The organism is Paenibacillus sp. 1-18 (assembly GCF_000520755.1).
In the GTDB taxonomy this organism is placed as follows: domain Bacteria; phylum Bacillota; class Bacilli; order Paenibacillales; family Paenibacillaceae; genus Paenibacillus; species Paenibacillus brasilensis.
This window is the reverse complement of the sequence record NZ_ASSB01000135.1, coordinates 35,427-48,062: the sequence shown is the minus strand read 5'-3', so window position 1 is coordinate 48,062 and position 12,636 is coordinate 35,427. Positions and strand designations below refer to the sequence as shown.

Genomic DNA, 12,636 nt, shown 5'->3' with positions numbered 1-12,636 from the left:
GGGGCCCAGCCGTTATTGCGGTAGGCTTCCAGCGCACTCACGGCTTGTACCATCGCCTGCGGATTCGCCAGGCCAATGTCCTCGCTGCTCGCCGCGATGAGGCGGCGAATAAAGGTCATCGGGTCCATGCCGAGCTTCTCTACGGCGTACAGGAACCAGAACAGCGCCGCGTCGCTGGAGCCGCGAATGCTTTTGTGAAAGGCAGACAGCACGTCATACTGCGTAGACTCGTCTGCCTTGACAATCGGGCGGCGAATGGATTCCTCCGCGACTTCCAGCGTCACGTGAACCGTGCCGTCTGCCAGCGGAGGCGTCGTAAGCGCCGCCAGTTCCAGCGCGTTCAAGGCGCGGCGGATATCGCCGTTCGCCATGGACGCGATGTGATCCAGCGCAGCTTCGTCTACCTGAAGCTGCATATAGCCAAGCCCCTTGCCTGCATCGCCCAAGGCGCGGCGCATGGCAGCCAGCGAATGCTCCTGGGTCAGCGCTTCAAGCTGAAACAACGTAGAACGGCTCATCAAGGCGCCGTTCACGTAATGGAAGGGATTTTCGGTCGTGGCGCCAATAAACACGATCGTCCCCTTTTCCACCGCAGGCAGCAATGCATCCTGACGTGAGCTGTTAAAACGGTGCACCTCGTCGAGAAACAGAATCGTTTTTTTGCCGTACATGGATTTATTCGTTTGTGCACGGTCAATGACTTCTCTTACGTCCTTCACAGAGGCTTCTACTGCATTCAGACGGACGAAATCCCCTTGCGTATGCTGCGAGATAATATGCGCCAGCGTTGTTTTACCGCATCCCGGCGGTCCATACAGCAAAATAGAAGAAACCTGATCTGCCTCTATAGCTCTTCGCAGCAGCTTGCCCGGACCGACGACGTGCTCCTGTCCAATATATTCATCCAGCGAGGTTGGACGCAGGCGATCCGCAAGCAACCGATTGCTTGGCGTCGATTCCTGGGAATATGAAAATAAATCCATTTATTTCATCCACTTCCTTAAAATTTAAATCATTAATTGGAGTTAAAACGGGTTGAACCGCCTCTTATTCTACCATAACCGCTAACAAGTTGCAGATAGCATGGTCATGGTACAGCTGTATCTGCATATCTTCAAGTCCATCTCACACAATAAGAAAGAACAGCCAAGGACGAAAGATAAATTCCATGGCTGTTCCCAGAATAGTGTACTTCTACTTCCATAACATCCACTACAACGGTGAACGGTAGCTTGAGTATTAGTATAAACGATTTTCTACTGTGATTTTCCTTACTCCGGCTGCTTCTGTACATAACTTGGAAGTGCACCGTCATGCATGAGCCACAGCTCATGCAGCGCACGAGTACATCCCACATACAACAGCTTGGCATCCCAGGCCAGCTCTCCATAATGCTCATGGTCAGCATCCGCTACAATGACTGCATCGAACTCCAGCCCCTTGGAGAGATACACAGGCAGAACGGACAAGCCGCCCTCATATTGCTGTTTACCGCCGTCAATCAGATTTACGTCCAGCCCAGCATGTATGAAAACCTCATGAAGTTCTACAGCCTCTTTTAAGGTACGTGTCAGCACGGATACAGTGCGATAATCCTTGGAGGAAAGCTCTTTGAGAGCGGTAAGCAAATGCTGTTCACGTCCGGATGTGTCATAAGATTCGGTACGCACCGGATCGCCACTACGAAATACCGGAACTGCTGTAATGCCGCCGCGAACTCCCTGCTCCAAAATTGTATTTGCAAATTCTATAATTTCTAGGGTTGATCTGTAGCTTCGAGTCAGTGCAAAATACGCCGTATGTTCTGGCGCAAAAAGAGAGCTCATTTCCTCCCACGCATGTACGCCACGGTATTCATGAATCCCCTGCGATAAATCGCCAAGTATTGTAAAGGAATGTCCTTTTACGAACAAATCCAGCAATGCGATATGAAAAGGCGAAAAATCCTGCGCCTCATCAATGACCACATGGTCAAAACGCTGAGACGATTCTACCTCATGAATCAGCACGTGGAGATACACCAAGGCAGTCAAATCCTCTTCGCGGATCACCTGATTTCGCAGGTCCGACTGTGTAGTCTTGAAAATAGCAGCCGGCAAAGAAGCCTTCATCTCCGCAGCCGTTTCTGCGGGTAATCCTTTGGCTGCCTGAAAAAGCTGCTTGTAAAGCGTCAGTACGTCGTATTGAGGCCATTTTTTAGCATATGCCTTTTCTCGAGTCCCTGCTTTTTTCTTACGCTCCTTGAGCGCAGCCGCCGAAGGCGATTTTTTCAGCTCCATTTCAATCCAGCGATGGACTCTTGCAAGCACTCGCTCCTTCCGCTTCGCGAGCGGATATGGCTTGTATTCCTCATTGAACCAATTCAAAATCTCAACTCGCGGCAGCACCGCCCCATCCCAGGGTGAAAAGTCGCCTTCCGGTACCGAGATAGGCTCCAGCCGCTCCACAAATGCCTGAAGCAGCTTCATAAAGTGAACCGAACCTTTGAATCGTCCCGGCGCCTCGTCCATAGACTTCGTCCGTAGGCTGCCGCTCTCAAACCAATAAGATAACGTTTCGGCAGGGTCCGCCAGAGGTAAATCCAGCCCCAACAAATGGAGCGCCCAGTCCGCAAATGTACTTTGCTGAATATTTCCGACCCCCAGCTCTGGAAGTACATCTGAAATATAATCGAGAAACATATGGTTCGGCGCGAAAATGACCATCTTCTCCGCCGACACTTGATCCTTGTATTGATAAAGCAAAAATGCGAGACGATGCAGCGCTACCGTCGTCTTGCCACTTCCCGCTACCCCCTGGATAACGAGGGCTGTATTTTTGGCCGCGCGGATGATCTGATCCTGCTCGGCCTGAATGGTGGATACGATATCCCGTAAACGGTTATCCTTGTTCTCTCCCAAACGGTAAACGAGAAATTCATCGGAAACGGCAGGCCCATCGCTTTCACGATTGTATGTATCAGCTACCCGTTCCAGAATTCTTTTACGGATGACAACGTTGCGTTTCAGATACACCAAGCCCTCAATCGTTCCCTCGGGAGCCTCGTAGGACGCGGTTTCTTCACCACCTGTAAACGAATAAAACAAGCTGGCAATCGGCGCACGCCAATCAATCACAAGCGGATACGCCGATGTCTCTTCACGCTCCACTCCGACTTTACCGATATACAGCGGCTTACGCTGCCCTCTGCCACGCTCGTCAAAGTCCATGCGTCCAAAATAAGGCTCCTGTGAGCTTTTGGCCAAAGCCTGACGTTTTTCCTCCCGCGCAGATTCCAGCACTTGCTCCGTAAAGTCATGCCCGGTGTATACCGGTGTGTTGCGAAGCTGTTCCAATCTCCGATCAATTTCCTCCATAGCAAGCGACAGCCTGTGCTGTTCTTCTTGATAGGCACTTTGAAACTCATTCTCCATTTCAGTTACCTCCTAAGAATATCAAGTCTCGATTTCTGTATCTTTTTCACTTGCTCGACACAAAAAAAGGAAAGTAAGCGTAACACATTTAACCACAAAAATCCAATCTTATTTCCCAATACGCTTATTTTATATACGAAAGACCTCTTATTAAAACACAAACTAATGGATTACCCAGATATGGAGCTTTGCCGCAGCAGCGTAGCGGTGATTTGAATCCGAATATTAACGATATGGTTGCTTTGATATAAAAAACACCCCTTACAGCAGTAGGTTTTACGAATTAACCTGTCTGTTGTAAGGGGAACATATCACTTTGCGGACAGCCCTTTTTCATTAAAATGGGTCGGGTAGACATAAATATTCCAACATGATTGTAACTGCCAGTAAATCAGCGGAGCCACCAGGACTAACATTTTTTTGCACAAAATCATCGTTCATCTGATGAATCATGGCGACACCTCTCTCTGACAGCATACCGCCCACCTCTAGCGCCTGTTTGGCATATTGCTGGACATAGGTTAGCATCTCCCTATCGTGTCTGCCAACGACATTCGTATCTTCGTTGACAACCATCAGTTGTAGCAGGGTTTGAACACAGATATCATTCACATGGTATCGTTGCGATGACCTCAACTCACGATAGACGGGCAAAGCATACTCTCGCACGGTGGGAAAACCCGCTTCCACCTCGCCACGTATGCCCGTCATGCCCCACTCTTTATACAACCGTTCGCCGACCGTTAAGCCTGTTGATTTTTTCAGGAATGAAAGCTCACTCGCACATAAACCTTTGGTCATCTGAGTAATGGTCTCACAAATTACTTGTTCATCCAGCCTGCTGACAGTTGCTCGTGTCGTACAACAATACGCGGCGGCGGCACAAATAATTCCTAGCGAAAAAATAAGACCTTTATGTGTGTTCACCCCGCCTGTTGCGGCAAACATAGCCTGTTCGGCTTCCTGTCCCAAGGGGCGTAGATTCGCAAATAGCATACGGAGATCCTCTCCATGAAAGGAACCTCCCGCCTTTGCACATCTTTCAAAGTAGCCGGAAAGTGCGGCCGCACTAGACATAAACGTAAAGAAGTCCATATCCTTGTGAGCACCACGATTAAACCGATCTACCAGTCCCGGCTTTGGGCTGGCAGAGACCTCTGTTAACAGCGCAAGGACAGCTTGTTGACCAAGAGGAATGACCATACTAACAACCTTCTTCTCTGGATTTTTTAATGATGATGAACGATCATGCTCGTTTGACTACTTGACGCTTTCGCTTATAACCGTCCACCAGTGCTTTGATAGCTTCCAGCAATTCGGGAAGTGCATGTGCTCTGCTCCGTCCACAACCATGCGCAGCCTGGTCGCACAGGAGACATTTTCGCTTGCCCAAGCCAAGTTCATCTCTGGAGATTGCCCTTTCATTGAGTCCAATCACATCCAGATCCAGTAATCTTCCTAGTGGATGCCCATCTTCAATCGCAATGACCAACCTTTTCAATATTCGTGCATCTGCCTGAACGGCAACATATGCTTCTGGGCCTGTTAGCAGATCATACGCTTCACAGTGCAGCGGTGTCATTTGGTTCACCGCCAGCTGACTCATCAAGATACGATAGCCTTCATGAAAAACGTATTTACTAGTTGGAGAGGACTTCTGTGGTCCCGGGATATTGATCGTCATGCTGATCAGAGGTACCGTGTACCTGCTGATCAGTTGTCTTTGTCTATCTGCCCGGTTTTCGCGTGCCTGTAGCATTTCTTCAAGGGTGACCACCTCATACGGATACATGTTATGACATCTCCCTGATACGCCTGATGATTTCTCCAGCTTTCACTGACAATAAAAACTGATAGGTCGTGTCCGGTACAAGCTGCTTCACTTTATCCATTTGACCGAGACGGATATATTTGCGGACCGCAGAGGCGCTGATTGCCTCCCCTTCCCATAGCAGTCGCGGTATTTCCTCCACGTCGATTCCAACGGAAGGCAGTAATTTTTTCATGCTCGTGTTGTACCTGCGGGTCAAGACACAGCTTGGCTCCTGACCGATATACCGTTTTTGAATATTTAGCAACGGAGCTATATACTGGCTAAATATTTTTAAATCTAGTGATATATGCGTACTTGCTGCCTCTTCATCATTTTTGAGGAAGTAAGAAGGAAACGTTGCGCCTGAGATAATATAGTCTTTGCCTTTGTGCAAGACCACATTGGCTAAATGTCTCACGCCTTCTTCCACTAGTCTGTATCTGACATCTGATGGAAAAATGGATCGGTCCTCCCAGACTACAAAAAGATGTACCTTTTCCCACACCGCCGCTGCATGCTCGATTAAGTGCAGATGTCCAAGTGTGAATGGATTACAATTCATGACAATCGCAGCCGAAGGCACGGGGTCCCCCGATTCCTGCAAAAGCTCTTGCTGATACTGCCTGACACCATCCCATCGGTTTTCCAACAAAACCGCCTTGGAGGATTCCTCCACGATTGGATAAAAGCCGAGATCCTTGAAAATTTGTTTATTGACTGGTTTTGTATAAATAAACAGGTGAGCCCTTCCCCTCCTGTATTCTTCATTTACTAAATGGCTAACGATTTGTGCCGATAGCCCCTGGTCTTTATAAGCTTCATCCACAGCAATGCACTTTAGTACACTGCCTGAAAAGGAACCTGTAGCGGCAATGTTGCTGCCATCTACAATTTCCATCGTATATTCAATTTGATGGTCTATTCTAAGACCTTGGCGCTTAAGGAAATCGCGAAGCTTTCTTTGAGCGTCTTCAGAGGTTGGATTTAAAATCTCTTCACGCAAATGTTCCATCCACATAGCCATAATGATCACCATTTTTCTGCATGGAAGTCAGAATAAGTATGAATGACGCATCCCACACTCTGCAAGCGAAAGGATAGGATGCGCATCCTGTTTATTTGTTCTGAAAAGACAATGTCTTTATTTTCTTACAACACCGCTTTGTTCTGCGATGATTTTTACTGCTTTACTAACTGCTGCACTTACTCTTTTGTCAATCGCATCAGGAACGATATAGGTATCATCAAGCTCCTCATCTGTCACCAGATCTGCGATGCTTCTGGCTGCCGCTAATTTCATTTCCATCGTGATGTCTGTGGCTTTGCCATCAAACGCGCCCCTGAAAATACCGGGGAATGCCAGCAGGTTATTGATTTGGTTGTGAAAATCCGATCTGCCGGTCGCAACAATTCTTGCTCCGCCTTTGTGTGCTTCCTCCGGCAAAATTTCCGGAATCGGATTGGCAAGGGCAAAAATGATGCTTTCATTGCTCATGGTTTGCACCATTTCTGTTGTCATCACATCTGCAACCGATAAGCCGATAAAGATGTCCTTGCCTTTGATGACTTCTGTCAGGCTGCCTGTTTCTTTATCACGATTTGTCAGCTTGGCGATTTGCTGCTGAGGCTCATTGAGAGAGGTGTCGCCTTCGACCAAGGCACCATTCATATCGCAGAGGACTATACGCTTCGCTCCTGCAACAAGCAATAGCTTGGCGGTGGCAATCCCCGAAGCTCCTGCTCCATTGATGACGATGCGCACATCCTCTATTTTTTTGCCCACAAGTTTCAAGGCATTAAATAACCCTGCAAGCACAGCAACTGCCGTTCCATGCTGATCATCATGATAAACCGGGATGTTCAGTTTTTCTTTTAATTTGTCTTCAATATAAAAGCATTCTGGCGCCTTGATGTCTTCAAGATGAATGCCTCCAAAACCTGGGGCGATCACTTCAACCGTGCGCACAAACTCGTCTGGATCAGTGCTGTCGATACAGATGGGGAACGCATTCACCCCACCAAATTCTTTGAGCAGCAAGGCCTTGCCCTCAATGACGGGCAGCCCTGCCTCAGGACCAATATCCCCCAGACCCAGCACGGCTGTCCCATTCGTCAGAATCGCCACGGTGCTCCCTTTAATCGTGTATTCATAGGCTTTGCTCTTATCTTTGGCGATTTCCTTGCATGGCTCGGCAACGCCAGGTGTATAAGCTATCGCTAAATCCTGTTTACTTACGACCGATACTGTCCCTGCAATCTCCAGCTTACCGTTTCTTACGCGATGTGCCTGTAAGGCGGCTTCTTTTATACTCATAAGTTTGTTTGTACTGAGCAACTGCTCAATACTTCCTCCTCTTGGTTTATAATTTTAGCGTCCTTGTTTCACTTGACGAATGACATCAATTACGGAACCATCACGATATTTGATCACACCCACAATTTTATCTTCCCATTGAATCGGCTCTGGTTTGCCGACAATCCGCGTAGCCTTCTCTTGCAACTCTTCGATCGTAAAGACAGGAAGCTTGGCGGCTTTCAAGCTAGCCAGGAGGTCCTGGCGGAGAGGGTTCACCGCGATGCCCTGATCGGTAACCAGTACGTCAACCGTATGACCTGGCGTGATAATGGTATTTACACGATCAAGAATAGCAGGCATTCTTCCGCGAATCAGCGGAGCGACGATGATGGATACTGCAGCGCCTGCGGCAGTGTCGCAGTGTCCGCCGGAAGCTCCGCGGATGACCCCATCGGACCCGGTAATTACGTTCACATTAAAATTCAGATCAATCTCGAGCGCACTCAGCACAACAACATCCAGTTGGTGAGCAGCGCAGCCTATATTTTCAGGGCTTGCATAATATTCCGCACAAATTTGTTGATGGAATTTGTTCTTTCTCAGCGATTCTACGGCACGCAGGTCGAAGCTCTGCACGTCCAAAAGCTTTTCAATCAATCCTTCTTCATGCAGGTCAACGATTTGTTGGGTAATACCACCCAGCGCAAAGCTTGCTTTGATATTGGCGGCAAGCATTTTTTCCCGCAGAAATCTGGTCGTTGCCAGTGCAGCACCCCCGGAGCCGGTTTGCAATGAGAATCCATCCACGAAATATCCGGATGCTTCAATCACATCTGCCGCATTTTTGGCAATTAACAGTTCCTTCGGATTCTTCGTGTAACGGGTAGCCCCTGAGACAATCCCCTTCTGATCACCGATACGATCCACGACGACCACATAATCCACCTGGGTTTCAGGAATCGCGAATGGAGTGTTCGGATAGGAGACCAAATTGTCAGTGATCATCACAACATTGCGCGCATACTGTGCATCTACCATGGCATAACCCAGGGAGCCGCATGCCGATGGAGCTTCGTTTAAACTGGAAGTTCCGTTTGCATTGCCGTATGCATCGCAAGAAGGAGCGCCCAAAAAGGCTACGTCAATCGGGCATTCCCCTGATGCAATCGCTCTTGCGCGACCACCGTGAGAGTTAATCGTCACCGGAATATCAAACCATCCGTAGGAATATGCCTGAGCCAGCTCGCCTCTAAGGCCACTGGTCTCGATTCTGCGGATGACACCGTTTCGCACATGCTCTACCAACGGCGCATGAATATCCGTCAAGGAGCTGGCTGCCAGGACAAGATCACGAATACCCATTTGGGCGATTTTATCAATAACCATATTCACGATAAAGTCCCCGTTGCGGAAATGGTGATGGAACGAGATCGTCATCCCATTACGCAAGCCCGTAGCTTCAATGGCTTTCTCCATCGAATCCATGATTTTGTTTTTGGCAGGATTTCGCTGGCGGTCTTTTAACCGCTCTGTATTTTTAAATTGTCCGTAAGTCGATTTGCGATCAAAGGGAGTTATCGCATCAAGTCCCTCAATAGCTACAGGAATTTCTCTCCCAGCACCGTTTAACATAACATTCACCTTACTCTATATTTATTTTTGCCGCTTCCGCCAGATCAAGTACTCTACGTGCACGTTCTACAATCGGACGGTCAATCATTTTACCGTCGAGACTGATCACACCCGAGCCTTTTGCCTCCGCTTCGAGACTGGCCTCAATGATCCGCTTTGATTTTTTGATCTCTGCTTCTGTTGGCGTATAGATGCGATTTACAATCTCGATCTGACGTGGGTTAATAATGGATTTGCCATCAAAGCCTAGCTGTTTGATCAGCTTCACCTCGCCCGCGAAGCCCTCCTCATTATTTACATCCGAGTAGACTGTATCGACAGCAGCAATACCAGCAGCTCTGGCCGCAAATAATATAAGGCTTCGTGCTGTCAGCAGCTCAATGCCTTCTGGCGAGCGTGTTGTCTTCAGGTCTGTGACAAAATCCTCCGCTCCAATGGCGATGCCGATAAGCCGCTTGCTGGCAACCGCAATTTGCGCCGCGTTCAATGCGCCCTTGCCACTCTCAACCGCTGCAAAAAGCTTGATTGTCCCTTGCTCCATGCCGATCTTTTGTTCAATTTCGGTAATCAATTCATCCGCCTCAATCACGTCATCGGCGGTCTCCGTTTTCGGCAATCGAATGGCAGTTGGCTTCGCTCGTACAATCGCTTCAAAATCGTCTCTGCCATACGGCGTATTGAGTGGGTTTACCCTGACCAGCACCTCGATGCCTCCGAAATCAAAGGTTTTCAAAGCCTGGTAAACCAGCAAACGTGCCGCATCTTTTTCGTATAGGGAAACGGAATCCTCAAGGTCGATCATAATCGAATCTGCCCCATAGATATGGGCGTCCCGGATCATTCCTGGGTTATTCCCTGGAACATACAACATGGTCCTTCTCAGTTTCTGCATCTATTCCGCCTCCCATGGTCGGCAGTCGCCCTCGACCACTCTGCTTACGGCTGTCATTACTCTAGCCTTAATGGCGCAATCCAGTGCGCCTTTATCATTCGCGCGGATATACGCATGCTCAATGCCCATTTCTTGTAATGTTTCGAGAATCACTTTGCGAATCTGGTTTCCAAACTGGTTCTCTACGGTACTTTTCAACTCGATTTCAATACCCTTCGTCCCGTTCGGCTCGATGGAAATCGTAATATCGCTTGATTCCAGTGTACCGGCCATGCCTACTTGCTGAATAATCAATGTCTACACCTCTTTTGCCAATTGGATGGTAGTTAATCCCCATCTTCAGGATTGCAAAACCTTATAAATCATTTGTGCCATATCTGAACCTGCTACAGGCTTACACATGTATTCATCAATGATCAATCTCTCCTTGTATGTCACCACAAGATCCTCGACGTAACCGGTAATCAGGATGATCTTCATACTTGGGTTGATTACCTTGATACGTTCAGCCAATTCCGTACCAGTCAGATAAGGCATGGCCTGATCCGTAATGACCAGATCGTAATGGTTTGGGGACTTTTCGAACCGCTGCAATGCTTCCACACTGTCTGATTCTGTCTCAACATGGAAACCATACAATTCCAATCCTTTTCTCATCGCTTTCAATACGCGCTGTTTATCATCGACCAAAAGGATGCGCTTTTGTTCAGTAAATACAGGGTTCTTATTTATCTCTGTCTCTTTTGCTACAAACTCCGTTTTCGGCAGATACACCGTAAACGTACTACCCTTGCCCAGCTCCGAATCCACGGTAATGAATCCTTGATGTTTTTCGAGAATGCTTTGGACGATATACAATCCAAGCCCCGTACCCTCTCCTGTCGGTTTGGTTGTGAAAAAAGGATCAAAGATTTTCTGCAAGGTGTCGTCACTCATCCCTCTACCCGTATCCGAGACAGATAAAGTAACGTAATCGCTGACTTCCAGGACGTTCTCGCGGATTTTTTTTATCTCTTGCAAGGGAATGGTATCCAATATGATTTTTAGTTCGCCACCGGTTGTTTTCATTGCTTGGTAGGCATTGTTGCACAGGTTCATAATGACTTGATGAATCTGTACTTTATTTGCAAAAATTACGGCTGAATCTACCCGTTTTTTGAATACAGCATTCACTTTGGGCGAGAGGAAGGATTTTATGAGTCCCAGTGCCTCTTTGACCTGCTCTTCAACTTTGACCGGAGCGTTTTTCTTGACCTTTCCACTCTCCAGCCGGCTCAATAGCAGGATTTCCTCGATTATCAATCTTGCTTTCTCGGAAGCATCATAAATCTCACTTACGTAATCATAAATTTCTTCAGTAGGTTCTATCCTGCTAAGCAGAATTTCTGCATAGCCTCTGATGGGAGTTAGCAAATTATTAAAATCATGGGCAATTTCCCCTGATATCGTACCGATCAACTGTAGCTTCTGCGAGTGCTGCAATTGTAGGTCTTTTTTTCTCAACAGCTCGTTTTTGTTATTCAGTTCCCGCAAATACCTCGTCTCGTATTCAAGAGCCTCTTTATTTTTCTTCGTCCTCATGATGATATAAACGGCACAAGCCAACGTCAGGACGATCATTGAAAAAATCTCAATGGTTTTAATTCTATTTTTTTCAATCGGTTCTCTCACATCATCGTAGTTCATGGCGGCGGCTACCACCCAAAACGAGTCACCGAGATGAAAACGGGAAAATGCCTCGATCTTTTTCGTCTTGGTATAGAATTCGTCACCCCACCAATACGAATCGTAGAAAGCTGAGCCTTGTTCCTGGGTAAGCTGCATTTTGAACAGTTTCTCCAGGTCGCGGTAATCAAGCCCCGGGTATTTGGCCTTAATCGCTGAGAGCGATAACCCGATATTTGCTTCGCTCGGGTGCATGAGATAGTAGCCTTGCTGATCCTTGACATGGATATAACCCTTGGTCCCCACACGAATCGGCTTCAACAGCTTCTCATACACAGCGTTTAGATTTACCACACTGATGAGCGCACCTTGAAATTTCCCATCGAGATAAACAGGCTGAAACAGATGCACAATGTAATTACCTTTACTTTCCATCTTAGCGCTTGCAATGAATGGTTTTTTTTCTCGCAGCACCCTTTGTATATCATTCTTGATTAATTCATAGGCTTTAATCGTATCCGTATGATTGCGCTTGGGAAAAGTGTGTACTATTTTCCCCTCCAGGTTCACCTGGCTAACCCGATAGATGCTATCTTTTTTGGCGGCATAATAAGCAGACAGGTTTTCGTCAATCACAGCTTCATTCTTATTTGCTATGGCGAGCGACATCTGCCGGTTGCCCGTCAATATTTGCAGCGTGTGCATTTGCTCATCGAAAAAGGATTCAATTGACGTGCTGTTTAACTTGGCAATCGTTAGCAATTGCTGCTGCTGCTGTTCAATTACGGTACGTTCTCCGTCCATATACGAGCCGTAGGCCATCCACAGCAGAACTAGAAAAGAAATCGGAAGCGCTAGCATCGTGATGAATGAAAAATGGTTTCGAAAATGAAACAGTATCTCTCTTTGAAATCTCATCCTGTTT

Annotated in this window: 10 protein-coding genes; all 10 read right to left on the bottom strand. The window is 47.4% G+C overall.

Annotated features, from left to right (window positions below; translation table 11 throughout):
- On the bottom strand, positions 1-983 hold a 983-nt coding region (locus tag L693_RS0108890), incomplete at its 3' end, for an AAA family ATPase (RefSeq protein ID WP_025716959.1).
- 288 nt (positions 984-1,271) lie between these two features.
- Positions 1,272-3,413, bottom strand: coding sequence for a HelD family protein (locus L693_RS0108885; RefSeq protein WP_025716958.1), 2,142 nt, complete (start codon positions 3,411-3,413; stop codon positions 1,272-1,274).
- A gap of 336 nt (positions 3,414-3,749) precedes the next feature.
- A complete protein-coding gene (gene citG, locus L693_RS0108880) occupies positions 3,750-4,616 on the bottom strand; it encodes a triphosphoribosyl-dephospho-CoA synthase CitG (RefSeq protein WP_025716957.1) in 867 nt (288 codons plus the stop codon).
- A 43-nt stretch (positions 4,617-4,659) separates the two neighbouring features.
- Positions 4,660-5,205 (bottom strand): citrate lyase holo-[acyl-carrier protein] synthase, encoded by a 546-nt coding sequence (gene citX, locus L693_RS0108875; protein ID WP_025716956.1) that lies wholly within the window; start codon positions 5,203-5,205, stop codon positions 4,660-4,662.
- Position 5,206: 1 nt separating this feature from the next.
- Positions 5,207-6,250 (bottom strand): [citrate (pro-3S)-lyase] ligase, encoded by a 1,044-nt coding sequence (citC, locus tag L693_RS0108870; protein ID WP_231503575.1) that lies wholly within the window; start codon positions 6,248-6,250, stop codon positions 5,207-5,209.
- A gap of 117 nt (positions 6,251-6,367) precedes the next feature.
- Positions 6,368-7,561, bottom strand: coding sequence for an NAD(P)-dependent malic enzyme (locus L693_RS0108865; RefSeq protein ID WP_231503574.1), 1,194 nt, complete (start codon positions 7,559-7,561; stop codon positions 6,368-6,370).
- Between the two features lie 33 nt (positions 7,562-7,594).
- Positions 7,595-9,154 (bottom strand): citrate lyase subunit alpha, encoded by a 1,560-nt coding sequence (gene citF / locus L693_RS0108860; protein WP_025716953.1) that lies wholly within the window; start codon positions 9,152-9,154, stop codon positions 7,595-7,597.
- Between the two features lie 10 nt (positions 9,155-9,164).
- The gene (gene citE / locus L693_RS0108855; protein WP_025716952.1) at positions 9,165-10,046 is read right to left on the bottom strand and encodes a citrate (pro-3S)-lyase subunit beta; all 882 of its coding nucleotides are present in this window, start codon (positions 10,044-10,046) and stop codon (positions 9,165-9,167) included.
- On the bottom strand, positions 10,047-10,340 hold the full coding sequence (gene citD / locus L693_RS0108850) for a citrate lyase acyl carrier protein (protein WP_025716951.1): 294 nt from the start codon (positions 10,338-10,340) through the stop codon (positions 10,047-10,049). It lies immediately after the preceding gene.
- A 45-nt stretch (positions 10,341-10,385) separates the two neighbouring features.
- Positions 10,386-12,629, bottom strand: a complete 2,244-nt coding sequence (locus L693_RS0108845; protein ID WP_025716950.1) for a sensor histidine kinase — start codon at positions 12,627-12,629, stop codon at positions 10,386-10,388.
- Positions 12,630-12,636: the final 7 nt, after the last annotated feature.

Excerpts from the sequence above, each read along its gene's own strand:
- L693_RS0108885 (WP_025716958.1), bottom strand. The coding sequence starts at position 3,413 with ATGGAGAATGAGTTTCAAAGTGCCTATCAAGAAGAACAGCACAGGCTG.
- L693_RS0108845 (WP_025716950.1), bottom strand. The coding sequence starts at position 12,629 with ATGAGATTTCAAAGAGAGATACTGTTTCATTTTCGAAACCATTTTTCA.
- citX (WP_025716956.1), bottom strand. The coding sequence starts at position 5,205 with ATGTATCCGTATGAGGTGGTCACCCTTGAAGAAATGCTACAGGCACGC.
- citF (WP_025716953.1), bottom strand. The coding sequence starts at position 9,154 with ATGTTAAACGGTGCTGGGAGAGAAATTCCTGTAGCTATTGAGGGACTT.
- citC (WP_231503575.1), bottom strand. The coding sequence starts at position 6,250 with ATGGCTATGTGGATGGAACATTTGCGTGAAGAGATTTTAAATCCAACC.
- citG (WP_025716957.1), bottom strand. The coding sequence starts at position 4,616 with ATGGTCATTCCTCTTGGTCAACAAGCTGTCCTTGCGCTGTTAACAGAG.
- citE (WP_025716952.1), bottom strand. The coding sequence starts at position 10,046 with ATGCAGAAACTGAGAAGGACCATGTTGTATGTTCCAGGGAATAACCCA.